This is a genomic window from Nocardia sp. NPDC051463 (genome assembly GCF_040681975.1).
GTDB lineage: Bacteria > Actinomycetota > Actinomycetes > Mycobacteriales > Mycobacteriaceae > Nocardia.
Genome location: NZ_JBFBAB010000002.1, coordinates 283,463 through 301,128, shown reverse-complemented (window position 1 = coordinate 301,128; position 17,666 = coordinate 283,463). Strand labels below are relative to the sequence as shown.

General features: G+C 67.0%; 17 protein-coding genes. 7 read left to right on the top strand and 10 right to left on the bottom strand.

Annotated elements, in window-relative coordinates; all coding sequences use genetic code 11:
• Positions 1–2: 2 nt before the first annotated feature.
• Complete coding sequence (locus AB0M74_RS07040) at positions 3–1,904, bottom strand: DAK2 domain-containing protein (protein ID WP_364902726.1); 1,902 nt, start codon at positions 1,902–1,904, stop codon at positions 3–5.
• Positions 1,905–2,255: 351 nt separating this feature from the next.
• Here AB0M74_RS07040 and rpmB point away from each other — a divergent pair, with 351 nt between their 5' ends.
• The 3 genes from rpmB (at position 2,256) to AB0M74_RS07025 (ending at position 3,834) form a co-directional block, all read left to right on the top strand.
• On the top strand, positions 2,256–2,447 hold the full coding sequence (gene rpmB, locus AB0M74_RS07035; RefSeq protein ID WP_364902541.1) for a 50S ribosomal protein L28: 192 nt from the start codon (positions 2,256–2,258) through the stop codon (positions 2,445–2,447).
• A 104-nt stretch (positions 2,448–2,551) separates the two neighbouring features.
• The gene (locus AB0M74_RS07030; RefSeq protein ID WP_364902538.1) at positions 2,552–3,058 is read left to right on the top strand and encodes a GNAT family N-acetyltransferase; all 507 of its coding nucleotides are present in this window, start codon (positions 2,552–2,554) and stop codon (positions 3,056–3,058) included.
• Positions 3,055–3,834 (top strand): enoyl-CoA hydratase-related protein, encoded by a 780-nt coding sequence (locus AB0M74_RS07025; protein WP_364902535.1) that lies wholly within the window; start codon positions 3,055–3,057, stop codon positions 3,832–3,834. The genes AB0M74_RS07030 and AB0M74_RS07025 overlap by 4 nt, the downstream gene beginning before the upstream one ends.
• 9 nt (positions 3,835–3,843) lie before the next feature.
• On the opposite strand, the gene AB0M74_RS07020 is transcribed toward AB0M74_RS07025, so the two are convergent.
• The 4 genes from AB0M74_RS07020 to thiL are packed head-to-tail and all read right to left on the bottom strand — an operon-like array spanning position 3,844 to position 6,883.
• Positions 3,844–4,707: an alpha/beta fold hydrolase gene (locus tag AB0M74_RS07020; RefSeq protein ID WP_364902532.1), complete on the bottom strand. Its 864-nt coding sequence runs from the start codon at positions 4,705–4,707 to the stop codon at positions 3,844–3,846.
• A 57-nt stretch (positions 4,708–4,764) separates the two neighbouring features.
• Positions 4,765–5,025 (bottom strand): hypothetical protein, encoded by a 261-nt coding sequence (locus tag AB0M74_RS07015; RefSeq protein ID WP_364902529.1) that lies wholly within the window; start codon positions 5,023–5,025, stop codon positions 4,765–4,767.
• A gap of 38 nt (positions 5,026–5,063) precedes the next feature.
• Positions 5,064–5,747, bottom strand: coding sequence for a uracil-DNA glycosylase (locus AB0M74_RS07010; RefSeq protein WP_328404241.1), 684 nt, complete (start codon positions 5,745–5,747; stop codon positions 5,064–5,066).
• 11 nt (positions 5,748–5,758) lie between these two features.
• A complete protein-coding gene (gene thiL, locus AB0M74_RS07005) occupies positions 5,759–6,883 on the bottom strand; it encodes a thiamine-phosphate kinase (protein WP_364902723.1) in 1,125 nt (374 codons plus the stop codon).
• Between the two features lie 182 nt (positions 6,884–7,065).
• On the opposite strand from thiL, the gene AB0M74_RS07000 reads away from it, so the two are divergent.
• Positions 7,066–8,121 (top strand): DUF3515 family protein, encoded by a 1,056-nt coding sequence (locus tag AB0M74_RS07000; protein ID WP_364902720.1) that lies wholly within the window; start codon positions 7,066–7,068, stop codon positions 8,119–8,121.
• A 140-nt stretch (positions 8,122–8,261) separates the two neighbouring features.
• Here AB0M74_RS07000 and AB0M74_RS06995 read toward each other — a convergent pair whose 3' ends face one another.
• Both AB0M74_RS06995 and AB0M74_RS06990 read right to left on the bottom strand, forming a co-directional pair.
• Positions 8,262–9,362, bottom strand: coding sequence for a D-alanine--D-alanine ligase family protein (locus AB0M74_RS06995; RefSeq protein ID WP_364902526.1), 1,101 nt, complete (start codon positions 9,360–9,362; stop codon positions 8,262–8,264).
• Positions 9,363–9,439: 77 nt separating this feature from the next.
• Positions 9,440–10,450, bottom strand: coding sequence for an NAD(P)H-dependent glycerol-3-phosphate dehydrogenase (locus tag AB0M74_RS06990; RefSeq protein WP_364902523.1), 1,011 nt, complete (start codon positions 10,448–10,450; stop codon positions 9,440–9,442).
• A gap of 31 nt (positions 10,451–10,481) precedes the next feature.
• On the opposite strand from AB0M74_RS06990, the gene cofC reads away from it, so the two are divergent.
• From cofC to AB0M74_RS06975, 3 genes are all read left to right on the top strand, one after another.
• Positions 10,482–11,180: a 2-phospho-L-lactate guanylyltransferase gene (cofC, locus tag AB0M74_RS06985; RefSeq protein ID WP_364902520.1), complete on the top strand. Its 699-nt coding sequence runs from the start codon at positions 10,482–10,484 to the stop codon at positions 11,178–11,180.
• A 160-nt stretch (positions 11,181–11,340) separates the two neighbouring features.
• Positions 11,341–13,503 carry an RNA degradosome polyphosphate kinase gene (locus tag AB0M74_RS06980; RefSeq protein ID WP_364902518.1) on the top strand — a complete coding sequence of 721 codons (2,163 nt, stop codon included), beginning with the start codon at positions 11,341–11,343 and terminating at the stop codon, positions 13,501–13,503.
• A 20-nt stretch (positions 13,504–13,523) separates the two neighbouring features.
• Positions 13,524–14,468, top strand: coding sequence for a bifunctional NUDIX hydrolase/histidine phosphatase family protein (locus AB0M74_RS06975; RefSeq protein WP_364902717.1), 945 nt, complete (start codon positions 13,524–13,526; stop codon positions 14,466–14,468).
• Between the two features lie 93 nt (positions 14,469–14,561).
• Here AB0M74_RS06975 and AB0M74_RS06970 read toward each other — a convergent pair whose 3' ends face one another.
• The 3 genes from AB0M74_RS06970 to leuC form a co-directional block, all read right to left on the bottom strand.
• Positions 14,562–15,224, bottom strand: coding sequence for an HU family DNA-binding protein (locus tag AB0M74_RS06970; protein ID WP_364902515.1), 663 nt, complete (start codon positions 15,222–15,224; stop codon positions 14,562–14,564).
• 156 nt (positions 15,225–15,380) lie between these two features.
• The gene (gene leuD / locus AB0M74_RS06965; protein ID WP_364902512.1) at positions 15,381–15,989 is read right to left on the bottom strand and encodes a 3-isopropylmalate dehydratase small subunit; all 609 of its coding nucleotides are present in this window, start codon (positions 15,987–15,989) and stop codon (positions 15,381–15,383) included.
• 106 nt (positions 15,990–16,095) lie between these two features.
• Positions 16,096–17,520 (bottom strand): 3-isopropylmalate dehydratase large subunit, encoded by a 1,425-nt coding sequence (gene leuC / locus AB0M74_RS06960; protein ID WP_364902510.1) that lies wholly within the window; start codon positions 17,518–17,520, stop codon positions 16,096–16,098.
• Positions 17,521–17,666: the final 146 nt, after the last annotated feature.

Sequence of the window (17,666 nt, the reverse complement as noted above, 5' to 3'; positions counted from 1 at the left end):
ATCTATTCCACCCCTATCTGCACCAGATCTCCTTGCTGCCCACCGGAATACACGGTGACCTCGATACCGGGGAAGGCCTCGACGATGTGCGCGGCAAGTTCGTCGGCGAGCCCGGCAGGCGCCGACCGGCCCATCAGCAGGGTGACCAGGTCACCGCCGAAACCCAGCATCCGGTCGAGCAGGGTCAGTCCCGCTGTCGACACATCCCGATCGATCACCACCACGTCGTGGCCGACCAACCCGAGCCCGTCGCCGGATTCGCAGGTGCCGACCATGGTGAGCGCACGGCCGGTAGCCGCGCGCAGCGAACCCCACCGGGTGGCCGCGGCCGCCTCGGACATCGCGAAGGCGTCGTCGACCGCGATTCGGCCCCGATCGTGCACGGCCAGCGCCGCCAGTCCCTGCACCATGGACCCGCTCGGTAGCAGCAGCACGTCGCGGTGTGCGTCACGGGCCGCAACGCCGACGGCGACCAATTCGTGTGCGGGCAGTGCGCCGTTGGGCAACACCAGCACCTCACGGTTGGGCAGCCGCCGGATCGCGGCGAGCAGCGCGGCGCTGGTGATGGGGCCGTCACCGCCGAGCACCACCGCGCCCGCGGCCTCGAACAGTGCGGCGGCTCCCGCTCCCGCCGCGACGGCGAGTACCGCGCGGTCCGCAGGCTCACCGCGTCCGACCAGGCCGCCGCGCACATCGATCGCGGCGTGCCGAGCGACATTGGCACGAACAACTGCGCCGTCGCGAACACCTGCGCCGTCCCCCCGAGCAACTCCGTCGTCCCGAGCAACACCGCCGTCCCGAGCAACCCCATCCGCTCGAGCGACTCCACAGTGTCCAGCGATCTCGGCGGCGAGTCCAGTGTGGGCCGCTGGTGCGAGAGCATGCGCGACGCCGTCGATGCCCGTGGCAGGATCGGCATGCGTCTGCCCGACCTGCGCGGTGATCGCAAAGCTTTCGATCCTGATAGCGCTCAAGGCGCCTGCGGCCAGGCCCGCCTCGACTGCCGCGCCTGCATCCGCGCAGTGCACGTGCGCCGACCACGAGCCACCGCCGTCACCGACCACAACGACGGAGTCCCCCAACTCCGCCAACGCCGCACGCAAGCCGACGACCTGCCGCTCGTCGGTCTCGGTGAGCACGTACATCACTTCGAAATGCGGCCCTGGCTCCGTGACGCCCGGCGCGGCCGCCCCGGACACACCGCCGATTTCGCCGCGAACGTACTCCGGCCTGGCAGGCGTCTCCCCCAGCGTGACCGAGACCAAACTGTCGAGCAGGACCACAAGTCCGCGTGCACCGGCATCGACCACCCCCGCCTCGCGCAACACCCCGAGTTGCGAGGGCGTGGCGCCGAGCGCCTCGGCGGCTCCATCGGCCGCCGCCACCGCCACCTCGGCAAGAGCGGGATTCGAACAGGCCGCGGCACAACCCGCCGCGCAATCCAGCACGGTGAGAATCGTGCCCTCGACCGGGACACTGAGTCCCTCACGCACCAGGGCGGAGGCCCGCGCCAAAGCCTCGCGCAGCGTGCGCCCCGTGAGCGGTCCGCCGTGCACCGCTTCCGCGATGCCGCGCAGTACCTGCGACAGGATGATTCCGGAATTGCCCCGGGCCCCGAGCGTCGCCCCACGCGCCATCGCGGCGGCCACGTCGTGGGCGGATACCGCGCTTCCCGGCGCGCGATAGGAGTGTGCGGAAACCACCGCGGCATCGGCGGCCTGCATTGCCGCGCGCATGGTTGCCAGCATGTTGGTGCCGGTATCGGAATCGGCGATCGGAAAGACATTGAGCGCGTTGATCTCCTCACGGCGCCGCTCCAGGCCCTCCAGGCAGACCCGGCCCCAGCGCAGCAGCGCTGTGCCGTCCAGAGCGCTCGGGCGGACGAAGGTCCGGCCATCGCTCATCGTGTCCCGCACTCCGGGCACCTTCACCTCTCTCCACCACGTCGACACCGCGATCGGCCACCGCAACCGGGTGACCGCGCACCACCCGCACGCCAGGTTAGCGGGCGATACCGACAGTGAATTCGGGACACCGAATCACTACACTGGACAGCGCCCGACGGTGGTTGCCGTGCGCGCTCCGGCCGCCCGGTTTGGCGGATCGGGGGCCCGGCAGCTAATCTTGCAGGGTTGCCTCGCGCGGCCGTCGCCGGTTTGCGCTGGCCGACATCAGTCGGCAAGGCATTTGACATTGTTTCCGGACATGCTGCCGCAATGCAGCGGTCCCCACATGACATGAAGGAGTTCGCGACTATGGCTGCCGTCTGCGACGTCTGCGCCAAGGGCCCCGGCTTCGGGAAGTCGGTCTCGCACTCGCACCGGCGTACCAACCGTCGCTGGAACCCGAACATCCAGACCGTTCGCGCCCAGGTTGCGCCGGGTAACACCCGCCGCATGAACGTGTGCACCTCCTGCCTCAAGGCAGGCAAGGTCTCCCGCGGCTGATTCAGCCGTACCGTACCGACAGACGCCCCGGCACCCCTTTGGGTGATCCGGGGCGTAGTCATGATAGGTAGTCATGACAGGGCCGTTCGACGACCATGGTGACCATGACCCCGTGGCAGATCGTTCCGCTCACCGCCGAACACACTCGCAGCCTGGCCGAGTGTCACATCGCCTGCTGGCGCGAGGCCTACCAGCACTTGGTGCCCGCCCACGTGCTCGCCGCCTTCGACGTCGAACGGCGCGCGGCACAGTGGGAACGCAATCGGATCACCTACCCGGGACATACCCATGTCGCGCTCGTCGACGACGAGGTGATCGGCTTCGTCAGCGCGGGCCAGACCCGCGACCGGCCGCCGGTGCCCGCAATCGAATTGAATGCGCTGTATATCCGGTCCCCGTGGTACGGCACCGGCGTCGCGGACGAGCTGATTCACACGGTTCTCGATCCGCAGACACCGGTCTCGTTGTGGGTGTTCGAGGAAAATCCGCGCGCGCAGAGCTTCTACCGCAAGCACGGCTTCGAACTCGACGGTACGCGCCGGGTCGAAGCGTTCACCCCCTCGTTCGAGGTTCGGATGGTCCGCTTTCCGCACGATAGTGTGCAGTCATGACCTCCTCCACCGAGACCGAGTACGTCACCACCGTCGACGGCGTGCTGCAGATCACCATCGCCACCTCCGCCAATGGCACCTCCATGGATTTCGCGGGCATCACCGCGGGCACAGCGGCCTTGCGGGCCCTCGGTGCGGATGTCGGCGCGGTGCTGTTGACCGGGACCGGTGCGAATTTCTGTGCGGGCGGCAATGTGCGTGGCTTCGCGGCGGCCGAGGACCGCGCCGAGCATATCCACGGTCTCGCTACGGATCTGCACGATTTCGTCCGCGCGCTCGACGAGACGGTGGTGCCGGTGGTCGCCGGCGTCCAGGGCTGGGCGGCGGGCGCCGGGATGAGCCTGGTCTGCCTCGCCGATATCGCGCTCGGCGGCCCGAGCACCACACTGCGGCCGGCCTACCCCGGTATCGGACTGAGCCCGGACGGCGGTATGTCGTGGACGCTGCCGCGCATCGTCGGCGCGGGACGGGCTCGCGAAATCCTGCTCACCGATGCGGTTCTCGACGCCGAAGCGGCCGTGCGCCTCGGCATTCTCAGTCGCCTGGTTGCCGACGACGACGTGCGCGCCGCGGCGCTGAACCTGGCCCGCAGTCTCTCCAACGGACCTCGATCGACCTATGCGAGCATCAAATCACTTCTGGTGCAATCGTCTTCGGCAACACTGAACGAGCAGCTCGACTACGAACGCGATGCCATCACCGCGGCCGCCAACGGCCCCGCCGGTCGGGAAGGAGTCGACGCGTTCGTCGAGAAGCGCAAGCCCAACTACGTCTGACGCCGGGACCTACGGCCTGGACGCCAAGACGAATTTCGCGACGGCGTCGGTGAAGGCATCGTTGTCGTCTCCGGCAGCCGTGTGCGCCGCCCCGCCGATCTCGACCAGCTCGGCGTGTGGCACCAATTCCTGAAATGTGGCCGCGCCCTCGGCACTGACCACATCGGACTGCATGCCGCGCACCAGCAGGACCGGGATGGTCAGTGCGCGGGCGGCGGATTCCATCTGTTCGGTCATGTCCGTCACGTCCTCGACGCGGTCCTTCAGCATGTCCGGATCCCAGTGCCAGTACCAGCGGCCGTCACGCTCACGCAGATTCCGGAGCAGCCCGGCGGAATTCTTGGGCCGCGGACGGTGCGGCATGTACTCGGCGACCGCGTCGGACGCCTGCTCGACGGTGTCGAAACCGTCACGGTGCTTGCCGAGGAAGTCGATCACTCGCGCGACCCCGTCATGCTCGGGGCGGGTGACGATATCGACGAGCACGAGCGCGCTGATCGCCGCGCCGTCGGGGACCGCGGTCGTCAACAGTCCGGTGATCCCGCCCATACTCGCCCCCACGACGACGGCCGGGGCGCCCAACTGCTCCAGCACCGAAACCAGGTCGGCGACCATCGTTTCGCGCCGGTAATCGCCCTGGGGCGCCCACTGGCTGTCGCCGTGGCCGCGCGCGTCCAGAGTGACGACCCGCATCCCGGCGGCGGCCAGCTTCGCGCCCGTCTGCTTCCACGAGTGCCTGGTCTGACCACCACCGTGGAGGAACAGGACGAGCGGACCGTCGACCGGACCGAACCGGTCGGCGGCCAGCTCGATTCCACCCGACCCGTGCAGCCGCAGCCGGACCGGATCGAGGAGATTGTTCGCATTACTCACGATCCGAGGATCGCACAGCTGACCCGAGGGATTAATCGGGCCCCGGTGAACAGGACCTCAGCAGTCCCACTTGCCCGACGCGCTCAATGTGCGCTGGAGCATGCACACGACCGTGGCGTTCACCGAGGAGGAGATGGTGGAAGAGCCGGTAGAGGTCATTTCCTCACCGACGGGCGCCACCGAGGTGTCCACGGCCGCCGCCGGCTCGAGCGCCAATGGCGCCGCACTCGCCGCCGCGGTCCCGCCTGCCAAAGCCGCACAGAGGGCCAGGGTGGCGATAGTGCTGCGCAATGCGCCGCGGACGGTTCTGATCTGCATAAAAGAGCTCCTCACTTGTTTTTCGTCAGCGCCCGCAATCAGGGCAGGCGCCAGTCCACCGGTTCGGCGCCCAGTTCGTCGAGCAGTTCGTTCACTCGGGAAAACGGGCGGGAACCGAAGAATCCGCGAGACGCGGACAGCGGAGAAGGATGTGCGGACTCGATGTAGGGCACCTCGGCCTCGGCCAACGTCGGCTTCAGCGTCGAGGCGTCCTTACCCCACAGAATCGCGACCAGCGGCTCGTCGCGCGCAACCAGGGCGCGGATCGCCTGCTCGGTCACCGCCTCCCAGCCCTTGCCGCGATGGGAAGCGGGCTGGCCCGGCGACACCGTCAGCACTCGGTTCAACATCAGCACACCCTGATCCGACCAGGGACTCAGGTCACCGCAGGACGGCGTCGGGTGACCGAGGTCCTTGGTGTACTCGGAAAAGATATTGGCCAGGCTGCGCGGCACCGGCGAAACATCAGGCGCGACAGAGAAACTCAGCCCCATCGCGTGCCCGGGGGTCGGGTAGGGGTCCTGGCCGACGACGAGCACCCGCACTGCGTCGAACGGACGCTGGAAGGCGCGCAGCACGTTCTCGCCCGCCGGTAGATAGCCACGCCCCGCAGCGTTCTCGGCACGCAGGAATTCGCCCATAGCGGAGATCTGTTCCTCCACCGGTCCGAGAGCCTGCGCCCAACCCGGATCCATGATTTCCGTCAATGGTTTCGCGCCCATGACCGGACAACCTATCCGGTCGTGGCGTCGGATGCAGAGTCCGCCCCGCTGAACGATTCCCAGCCTCCCGCACCCGGCCGCGAGGCGCCGTCGACGGTAACGCCGTGACCTGCCAGCACCCGGCCGATCGGCACCCAGCCTGCGGGCAGGAACCGCTCCTGCGGCCAGGTGGCGACGAAGGCGTGGTCTTCGCCGCCGGTCAGAATCCATTGCGCCGCATCGGCATCCAGCTGTCGGGCGACGCCCTCGAGCGCAGCGTCCCGCAATGCGGCAGAGTGCAGATCGATGGCGACCCTGGATGCCGTGGCAATGTGTCCCAGGTCGGCGAGCAATCCGTCCGACACATCGGTGAGCGCATTCGGCGCGGTCGCGGTGCGGTGCCCGGTAGATCCGATAACGCCCGACCCGGATACCGCCGCGCCACGAGACTGCGGCGGTGGGTGGTGCGACCCGAGCACCCCGTCCTCGGGTTGCGCATCGGGTCCGCTGTCGCCCGCGTTGTGCCCACCGACGGAGTCCGACAGCGCGTCCAGCACCGCGGCATACGGCGGCTGCGGAACCCGGTGCGCGGCAAGCACATCGGCAAAATTCTCGATGGTCGGATCGACTGTGGCGGTCAGTACAGCGAGGCCGGCCGCCGACCAGCCGAGACGACCGGTCACCGCGACCGTATCCCCTACGCGAGCACCGGCTCTGGTGATAGGGGCGCGACCGCGCAGATCACCGAACGCGGTCACCGAGAGCACGATCTCCGGGCTGAGGACCAGGTCGCCGCCCGCGATGGAGCCACCGGCTCGGGCCGCCTCAGCCCACATTCCGTCGGTCAATCCGTCGATCACCTCGACCGCGGTGTCGGCCGGGCAGCCGAGCGCTACTACGAATGCGGTCGGCACCGCACCCATCGCGACCACGTCGGCAGCGTTCTGGGCAATCGCCTTGCGACCGATGTCGTGTGGACTCGACCAATCGAGTCGGAAATGCCGACCCTGCACCAGCATGTCGGTGGTCACCACGAACCGCCCGTCCGGCGCCGCGACCAGCGCGGCATCGTCACCGGGCCCGAGCAGCACCGCACGCGTCTGCACCCGGCCCGCGTTGATCCGCTCGATCAGCGCGAACTCCCCCAGCTCACGCACCGTCTTGGGCCCCGTGCTCTCGCTGATGACCGGCCCCTTCCCGACATGCTGCTGGCTGGAATCGCCACGACGGTACTCTTTCCAGGGCAATCGAGTACTACTGGGCCGGTGCGTAGCACCCGCGGCGCACCTTCCCACGGCACGCCGACCGGCGCGATCCCGACTAGGAAGGACCAGTGAGCATGGCGGCGAATTCGTCGAAGCCCGATTCGTCGCAGGCGGACTCGTCGGAGACCGATTCGTCGCAGGCCGACTCGTCGGAGACCGGATCGTCGCAGGCAGACTCGTCGGAGACCGGATCGTCGGAGACCGGATCGTCGCAGGCAGACTCGTCGGAGACCGGATCGTCGCAGGCCGAGCCTCAGCACGCCGAGCCGGCGCAGACCGAACCGGCGCAGACCGAACCGGCGCAAGCCGACACCCCGCACGCTGAACCTGCGCCGACCGACTCCTCGCAGACCGACTTCCCGCACGATGGACCAGCAAAGGCAGGCTCCTCGCAGTCCGACCGGTCGCAGGTCGAACCTGCGCAGCTCGAACCGTCCGAGGCCGACTCGTCGAGCGCCGATGCCTCAGCGGGCACACCTGAGCAGACTGCCGCCCGCGTTGAAGCCGACGCAGCATCGAGGATCGCGAGCGACCCCACTGACGGCGGCAAGGGCGCCACCAGCGACGACAGCGACAGCGACAGCGACAGCGACGCCCGGCCCTACCCGCCCGCCCTCGTCGCCACCGCCGTTGCACTGCCAGTTGTGCTGATCGTCGCCATCCTGGTGGCGGCAGTCCTGGCTCGCAATGCGCCGACCGAGCGCGAACCGCTGGTGCTCGGTCCGGTCCCCGCACCCGCCGCCGACGGCACCGCGTGCACCACCCTGCTGCCCGTGCTGCCCGTCGAGTTGGGCGACTACACCAAGTCGCAACTAGTGGAGCCCGCGCCGCCCGCCACCCGCGCCTGGCAGCGCGACGACGGCGGCGACCCGATCGTGCTGCGGTGTGGCCTGGACCGCCCGCTGGAATTCAACCGCGCCTCGCCCCTGCAGATCGTGAACAGCGTCCAATGGTTCGAGGCCCGCGACCCGGCAAGCAAGGCAAGCACCTGGTTCGCCGTCGACCGCGAGACCTACATCGCTGTGACCATCCCCGACGGCTCGGGCCCGACACCGCTGCAAGGAGTTTCGGACGCCATCACCGCCAATCTCCCGGCCGAGGCGATCGATCCTGGCCCGCTCCCGAACTGAGCACAGCCCCTACCTGAGCCGCGCGGTTCTCTCGCCTGGTCGGTCCCATGCGGCAACCCGATCGGATGGCATCCGCCCACCACGGGTGGTCGTTGCACACCCTGGTGGCGGAGGTCGGGTTGCGAGAGCGGGGCGGGCGGCTATCGCAGGCCGGTGCCTCGCACCAGTGCGGTTTCGATCAGGGTGGAAACCAGCGAGGCATAGTCGATTCCGGTTGCTTCCCACATGCGGGGGTACATGGAGATCGAGGTGAAGCCGGGCATGGTGTTGATTTCGTTGATCACGGGACCATCCGCGGTGACGAAGAAGTCGACGCGGGCCAGACCCTGGCAGTCCAGCGCGCGGAAAGCCTGAACCGCGAGTTCCCTGATGCTGTCGGCGACGTCGTCGTCGAGCTTGGCGGGGACGTCGAACTCGCAGACGTCGTCGAGGTATTTGGTGTCGAAGTCGTAGAAGTCGGGTGCGTCGGCGTCGGCGTCGGGCATCCGGATCTCGGCCACCACGCTCGCCTCGATCCGGCCGTCCGGGAATTCCAGTACGCCGCACTCGACTTCGCGTCCCACGATGCCTGCCTCCACGATCACCTTCGGATCGTGCGTGCGTGCCGCCGCGATGGCGGCGTCCAGTTCGCTCCAGTCGGTGACCTTCGTAATGCCGATCGAGGAGCCGCCGCGCGCGGGTTTGACGAACACCGGCAGCCCGAGTCGTGCCCGGTCCGCTTCGCTTACTGTGGCGGTGCCTGGCCGCAGCACCGCCTGGATGCCGATCGGCAGGCCCTCGGCGGCGAGCAGTTTCTTGGTGAATTCCTTGTCCATGCCCGCCGCGCTGGCCAGCACGCCGGGCCCGACGTAGGGGATGCCGGTCAGCTCGAGCATGCCCTGCAGAGTGCCGTCCTCGCCGAACGGGCCGTGCAGGATCGGGAACACCACATCGACCGAACCCAATGCGGCGCTGGGATCATCGAGCGCGACCAGTGCGCCGGACCGGCTCGGGTCGGCAGCCAAGGTCAGCGCGGTGCCGGTGCTGTCCACCGACGGCAGGGCGTTGCTGCCGCTGAAGCCGAGGGCGGCGATATCGGAGCTGCCGAGCACCCAGCTGCCTTCGGTGGTGATGCCGATCGGCACCGCCTCGTACCGTTCCGGATCCAGGTTGCGCAGCACACTGCCGGCCGACACACACGAGACGGCGTGCTCGTTACTGCGCCCGCCGAACACCACAGCAACCCTGATCCGGTTCGTCATGCACCGAACCGTACCCGTTACCGCGGCCGCGGCCACCGTCTGCCCGGCGGCCACCGAGGTCAGCGCGGTGTTCGGAATTATTCCGGCTTGATCCGCCTGCCGAGCAGGGTACCCACCGCCGCACTGACCGAAATGCCCTCGTGGCAGACCTGGTGCACTGCGTTCGTCAACGGCATCTCGACGTCGTGCGCCACCGCGAGCGCACGGATGGATGTGCACGACTTCACACCCTCGGCGACCTGCCCGTGTGTTGCTTCCTGCGCGGCGTCCATCGACCCGCCCGCGCCGAGCACATGCCCGAAAGTCCGGTTGCGTGACAACGGCGAGGTGCATGTAGCGACCAAGTCGCCGACACCGGCAAGCCCGGCGAAGGTGACCGGTTCGGCGCCGAGCGCCACCCCGAGCCTGATGATCTCGGCAAGCCCACGGGTGATCAGGCTGGCGATCGAATTGTCGCCCAATCCCATTCCGGAGGCGATGCCGCAGGCGAGCGCGATCACGTTCTTCGATGCGCCGCCGATCTCACAGCCGATCACATCGGTGTTGGTATAGGGACGGAAGTATCCGGTGGCGCAGGCCTGTTGCAACGCCACCGCGCGTGCGGCGTCGGTGCAGGCGATCACGGTGGCCGCAGGCTGTCCCGCGGCGATCTCCTTGGCCAGATTCGGACCCGACAGCACCGCGATCCGGCTCGCCTCGGCCCCGGTCACCTCACCGATCACCTGGCTCACCCGCAACAGCGTGCCGGTTTCGATGCCCTTGGCCAGGCTCAGCAACGAGGCGTCGTGATCGGACACCGCTGTGCCGATCGCGTCGTTCCACTTCTCGAGATTTCCGCGTAGGGATTGGGACGGCACGGCGAGCACAATGATCTCGGCACCTTCGAGCGCGCGCACATGATCGTCGGTCGCCGCGACGGCGGGCAGTTGCACGCCGGGCAGATAGAACGGATTGCGATGATCGGTCGCCAACGCCTCCGCAACCTCGGGTCGCCTGGCCCAGATCGTGACCTCGGTTCCCGCCTCCGCCAACACCTTCGCGAACGCGGTCCCCCATGATCCCGCGCCCAGCACCGCCGCCCTCGTCATCTGCCCAATATGCCATGGAAGGATTGGACGCATGCGTCCGCACGCCGTGCACGCCGTGATCGCGGTGAAAAGCCTCGACCGGGCCAAGAGCCGCCTGTCCGATCGGCTGCGCCCGGAGCATCGGGCGCGGTTGGTGCTCGCTATGCTCGCCGACACCGTGACCGCGGCCGCGGCCACGGCACAGGTCGTCTCGGTCACGGTCGTCACCCCTGATCCCACAGTCGCCGACCTGGCACGGACCCTCGGCGCCACCGTGCATCCCGAGCCACACCGGGATGCGATCGATCCCGCCGATCCGGACGGCCTGAACACCGCGCTGACCGACGCCGCGAGCGCGCTGCGGCATCGGCACGGACCGATCGATCTCCTGGCCTTGCAGGCGGACCTGCCCGCCTTACGCCCGGAGGAACTGTCGGACATGCTGGCGACCGCGCCGCAGGACGTGCGCTCGATCGTCGTCGACCACGCGGGCACCGGCACCGCGGCACTACTGGTCCGCGCCGCCACCACCGTGCTCGACCCGCGCTTCGGACCCGACTCCGCCCGCAGGCACATCGCCGCGGGCGCAGTCGCTCTCGGCGGCGAGTGGCCGGGGCTGCGGCTGGACGTCGACACCGCCGACGATCTCGATCTCGCCGTCGATCTCGGAGCCGGTGACACGACCCGGGCGGTCCTGTGCGACATCGGCTGGCCTGGTCACGTTCACGAGCAGGTCCGACACGTGTGCTAGATGATCGCCACAACGGGGTGATGCTCATATCAATCACGGTGTCCGGCTGCACACGGTTGGTTTTGTAGGGGATGATCGTGTGCGTGAGTGAGCGAAGCGAGCGAACCATCTATCAGCGCGCATCGCGCATGTCAGAGCCGAGCGCCAGCGAGGCGCGGGCATGAGTGATACGGAAACCGTCAAGCAGCAGCAACTGCTGCCCACACCGCCGCCCGCCGCGACACCTCCGTCGGAGGACTCGACGGCCGAGCGGTTGCCACGTGATCGCTACCTGAATCGCGAGCTGAGTTGGCTCGACTTCAACGCCAGGGTGCTCGCCCTTGCCGAAGACGAGTCGCTGCCTTTGCTGGAGCGGGCGAAATTCCTGGCGATCTTCGCCTCGAATCTCGACGAGTTCTATATGGTCCGCGTCGCGGGCCTCAAGCGCCGCGCCGAGACCGGGCTATCGGTGCGCTCGGCGGACGGCCGCTCGCCCTCCGAGCAATTGGAGATGATCGCCGCACGGGCCCAGGAGATCGCCGACCGGCACGCCCGCGTCTTCCTGAACTCCGTCCTGCCCTCCCTCACCGCCGAGGGCATCGCCATCATCGACTGGACCGACCTCGACGACGATGAGCGTCAGCGCCTCTCGAGCCACTTCCAAGAACAAGTCTTCCCCGTGCTCACCCCCCTCGCGGTGGACCCGGCGCACCCGTTCCCCTACATCAGCGGGCTGAGCCTGAACCTCGCGGTGACGGTGCGAGATTCCGCCACTGGCGGGGAACATTTCGCCAGGGTCAAGGTGCCCGACAACGTCGATCGGTTCGTCCGGGTACGGCGCAGCGATTCCGGCTCCCTCATCGCGGCATTCCTGCCGATGGAGAAGCTCATCGCGGCACATCTGGATCTGCTGTTCCCCGGTATGAAGGTGGTCGAGCACCACGCGTTCCGCATCACCCGCAACGCGGATTTCGAGGTCGACGAGGACCGCGACGAGGATCTCCTGCAGGCGTTGGAACGCGAACTCGCGCGGCGGCGCTTCGGCTCGCCGGTGCGACTCGAGGTCTCCGACGACATGACCGAGCACATGCTCGATCTGCTGCTGCGTGAGCTCGAGGTCGACGCAGGCGATGTCATCCAGGTGCCCGGCCTGCTCGATCTGTCGTGTCTGTGGCAGGTCTATGGCGTCGACCGGCCCAACCTCAAAGACGCGCCGTACGTGCCTGCCACCCCGACCGCTTTCGGTGAGCGCGAGACCCCGCGCAATGTGTTCGCGGCGCTGCGCGAGGGCGATGTGCTGGTACACCACCCCTATGACTCGTTCTCCACCAGCGTGCAGCGCTTTATCGAGCAAGCCGCCGCCGACCCGCAGGTACTCGCGATCAAGCAGACCCTCTACCGCACCTCCGGTGACTCTCCGATCGTGAATGCGCTCATCGACGCCGCGGAAGCGGGCAAGCAGGTCGTCGCACTGGTCGAGATCAAGGCTCGCTTCGACGAGCAGGCCAACATCAAATGGGCGCGGGCGCTCGAGCAGGCCGGCGTGCATGTGGTGTACGGCCTGATCGGTCTCAAGACGCACTGCAAGACGTGTCTGGTGGTGCGGCGTGAGGGTGCGACCATCCGCCGCTATTGCCATATCGGCACCGGAAATTACAATCCGAAGACCGCACGCCTGTACGAGGACGTCGGATTGCTCACTGCCGCACCGGAAATCGGCGCGGATCTGACCGATCTCTTCAATTCGCTGACCGGTTACTCGCGAAAGGCCAACTACCGCAACCTACTTGTTGCACCGCAGGGAGTTCGGGCCGGGATCATCGAGCGGATCCAGCGCGAAACCGAGCTGGCGCAAGAAGGCATTCCGGCGCGAATTCGGTTGAAGGCCAATGCGATCGTCGACGAACAAGTCATCGATGCGCTCTACCGCGCGTCACAAGCAGGCGTGCCGGTGCAGATCGTGGTGCGCGGCATCTGTGGTCTGCGACCCGGTGTTCCCGGGATGAGTGACAATATCGAGGTTCGCTCGATTCTCGGCCGTTTCCTCGAGCATTCGCGGATCATGCACTTCCAGGCCCAGGACCAATACTGGATCGGCAGCGCCGATATGATGCATCGCAACCTCGATCGTCGCGTCGAAGTGATGGCCCAGGTGAAGGATCCACGGATCACCGAGCAGATGGGCGTGGTGTTCGACTCCGCGCTGCATCCGATGACGCGGTGCTGGGTGCTCCAAGCCGATGGCAGTTGGCATGCCAGGCCGCGGCGGGCGGGGGAAAACGGCGAACAAGTGAGAGACCACCAAGAGTTCCTGATGCGACTGCGGAGACCAGACCAGCCGTGAGTGATGCCACGGGATACGAGATGGACGGGGGACCGTTCTGGGATCCCCGAGTAACAGCCAACATTCACGCCGCGGGCGCGGTGCTGTGGCGAAGGGCGCCGGGGGGTTCCGGCGCCGTCGAGATCGCCGTCGTGCACCGCCCCAAGTACCAGGACTGGTCCCTGCCGAAGGGCAAACTCGACCCGGGTGAGACACCGGTCCTCGCCGCGGTGCGCGAGGTGCGGGAGGAAACCGGGCTCGACTGCCGACTCGGCCGCTACCTCGGGCACGTCACCTATCCCATACCCGGGCATCGCAAACTCAAGCGCGTCGATTATTGGTCGGCCGAAGTGTCGGGCGGCGCATTCGCCGCCAATTCCGAGGTCGACCTGCTGACGTGGTACTCGCTCGACCGCGTGATGGAACAACTGTCCTATCCCATGGATCGGCAGGTGCTGCGCGCGTTCGCCCGGCTACCGGCGGCCGGCAGCACGCTGCTGCTGGTGCGGCACGCGAAGGCGGGCAGCAGGGACCGGTTCCACGGCCTGGACGACCAGCGGCCGCTGGAGCGGGCCGGACAGGGCCAGGCTCAGTCGCTGGTGCCGAATCTGCTGGCATTCGGCGCATCCGAGGTCTATTCGGCCCCACCGGTGCGCTGCGTTCAGACGGTGGCGCCACTAGCGGAGAAAATCGGTGCGGAAATCGCCATCGAGCCGCTGTTCTCCGAATCCGGTTATGCCGCAGCACCCGACGCCGCCCGCGAGCGCGCCCGCGAACTCGTCTCCGATCACGCGGTGCGGGTGTTGTGCAGTCAGGGCAAGGTGATTCCCGATCTACTGAATTGGTGGGCCGACCGGGACGGCATTACCCTGCCGTCGGCCCGTAATCGCAAGGGCAGCGCGTGGGTGCTGTCCTTCGCGGGCGGACGGCTCGTCGCCGCAGACCATCTCGACCGCTCGCTGTCGGATGCCATCGTGAAGTCCTGACACCCACTGCACGGTCCTGACACCCACTGCGCGGTCCTGACACACCGAAACGGCCCCGGGATGACCCGGGGCCGTTTCGATGGAACCGTGGCGTCAGCGAGCCCGACGGGCCGGAGCCTTCTTCGCCGCAGACTTCTTGGCGGGCGCCTTCTTTGCAGCCGTGGTCTTCTTGGCCGCGGTGGTCTTCTTAGCGGCCGTCACCTTCTTGGCCGGAGCCTTCTTCGCCGGAGCCTTCTTGACAGCCGCGGCCTTGGCCGCCGTCTTCTTGGCGGGCGCCTTGACCGCAGTCTTGCGGGCGGTGGTCTTTGCCGGGGCCTTCTTGGCTGCCTTCTTCGCCGTGGTCTTGGCGGGTGCCTTGGTAGCGGTAGCCTTCTTGGCCGCCGCCTTCTTCGCCGCGGTCTTCTTGGCGGCCGCCTTCTTCGCCGCCACCGGCGCATTCGCGCCGCGCTTGACGGCGGGGCCGCTCGCGGTCAGCTTCTGCTTACCCGCAATAACGGCCTTGAACTGAGCGCCAGGACGGAACGCAGGCACCGAAGTGGGCTTCACCTTGACAGTTTCGCCGGTGCGCGGGTTCCGCGCCACACGAGCCGCACGCTTACGCTGTTCGAACACACCGAATCCAGTGATTGTGACGCTCTGACCTTTGTGCACCGCGCGCACGATGGTGTCGACCACGTGCTCGACTGCCGCGGTGGCCGTGCGCCTGTCCGTACCCAACTTTTCGGTCAGAACGTCGATCAGTTCCGCCTTGTTCATTGAATCCTCCGCAGACTAATGGCCCGTCGTCGGACCGACTAGGTACCACGGTAAACCCACAATGGGCAAGAGTCTATGTGCCACGCCAAAATTCATGTGGTTTAGCACACGTCCAGCTACCGCCCCTAGGGGTGCACAGCTATCTACGCAGGGTGATTACGCTTGCGAAATACGTGCCGGCAGGGTGGCGGGTTTCCAAGTTGGCCTTGTCTTTTCGAACTCGTCGATGGCATCGTTACGCCGCAACGTGAGCCCGATGTCGTCCAATCCTTCCAGCAGACGCCACCGCGTGTAGTCATCAATATCGAACGGCAACACGACGGTTCCGGCCGTCACCGTGCGCGCTTGGAGGTCTACAACCAATTCGAGACCGGGCTGTTCCTCGATCAACTTCCAGAGCATTTCGACATCGTTCTGTGACATCTGCGCGGCAAGAACACCACCCTTACCCGCATTACCACGGAAGATGTCGGCGAAGCGGGATGAGATGACTACCCGAAAGCCGTAGTCCGACAGCGCCCATACGGCGTGCTCACGTGAGGATCCGGTGCCGAAATCCGGACCCGCCACCAGCACACTGCCCCGCTTGTATGGCTCGATGTTCAGAATGAAGTTCGGATCCGATCGCCATGCGGCGAACAGTCCGTCCTCGAATCCGGTGCGGGTCACACGCTTCAGGTACACCGCGGGAATGATCTGATCGGTGTCGACATTGGATCGGCGCAACGGCACTCCGATCCCCTTGTGCACAGTGAAGGCTTCCATAACTGATTCTCCTGGGTCGGTAGGCGATTTGGGCGGGCAACGAGATTGATCCGAGCGCCTGCGGCGAGATTGATCCTCGCCGCAGCGGGATCTCTCCGGCGGCAGGTCAGTTCAGATCCGCCGGCGAGGAGAGGGTGCCCCTGACCGCCGTCGCGGCCGCTACGAGCGGGGAAACAAGGTGCGTACGGCCGCCTTTGCCCTGCCTGCCCTCGAAGTTCCTGTTCGAGGTCGATGCGCAGCGCTGCCCCGGCTCCAGCTGATCGGGATTCATTCCCAAGCACATAGAGCAACCCGCTTGCCGCCATTCGGCACCCGCCGCCGTGAAAATCTCGCCGAGTCCTTCTTTTTCCGCCTGCGCTCGAACCCGCATCGAGCCCGGTACAACCAACATTCGCACGCCATCGGCAACGTGGCGTCCCTTCAAAATCCCCGCCACCGCACGCAAATCCTCGATACGTCCGTTGGTGCACGATCCGACGAATACGGTGTCCACCGCCACATCACGAAGCCGAGTGCCGGGCTCCAAATCCATGTACCGCAGCGCTTTCTCTGCCGACTCACGCGTGGTCTCATCGGCAATCTGCGCCGGGTCGGGCACGGTGTCGCCCAGCGGCGCACCCTGTCCCGGGTTGGTGCCCCAGGTGACGAACGGCGTCAGCGTGCCGGCGTCGATATGCACCTCGGAGTCGAAAATCGCGCCCTCGTCGGTCTTCAGCGCCTCCCAGGCGGCCACTGCGGCCTCCCAGTCGTCCCCCTGCGGCGCGTGTGGGCGACCTTTGAGGAATTCATAGGTTGTCTCGTCCGGCGCGATCATGCCCGCTCGTGCACCCGCTTCGATGGACATGTTGCAGATCGTCATTCGCGCCTCCATCGACATGGCGCGGATTGCCTCACCGCGGTACTCGAGCACATAGCCCTGACCGCCGCCGGTACCGATCTGGGCGATAACCGCCAAAATCAGGTCTTTGCTCGTGACACCGTCCGGCAATCGGCCGTCCACCGTGATCGCCATCGTCTTGAACGGGCGCAGCGAGAGTGTCTGGGTGGCAAGGACATGTTCGACCTCGCTGGTGCCGATACCCATCGCCAACGCGCCGAACGCGCCGTGGGTGGAGGTGTGGCTATCGCCGCACACCACCGTCGTACCAGGCTGTGTGAGGCCGAGCTGCGGCCCGACCACATGCACGATGCCCTGGTCGAGATCGCCCATCGGGTGCAGCCGCACACCGAATTCCGCACAATTGCGCCGCAGTGTTTCGACCTGGGTCCGCGAAATCGGGTCGGCAATCGGCCGATCGATATCAATAGTCGGGACGTTGTGGTCCTCAGTGGCGATGGTCAGGTCGGGTCGGCGGACCTTGCGGCCCGCGGCGCGGAGCCCGTCGAAGGCCTGCGGGCTGGTCACCTCGTGCACGAGGTGCAAATCGATGTAGATCAGATCCGGCTCACGCGAGGCCCCTTCACCCTCCCCACGAGCGACGACGTGCTGCTCCCACACCTTCTCGGCCAGCGTCAGTGCGCGTTCGGCCATTCTCGATCACCCTTTCCGACGAGCATCCGATCCGCGCGATCTGGGCTGAGTGCGCGAGGGCCGGCTGCACAGGTTTGTGGATAACGGCGTCAGGGAATGGAATGAGCCGTCCACGTCGATTCCTCAACATTGGCGATCTCAACATC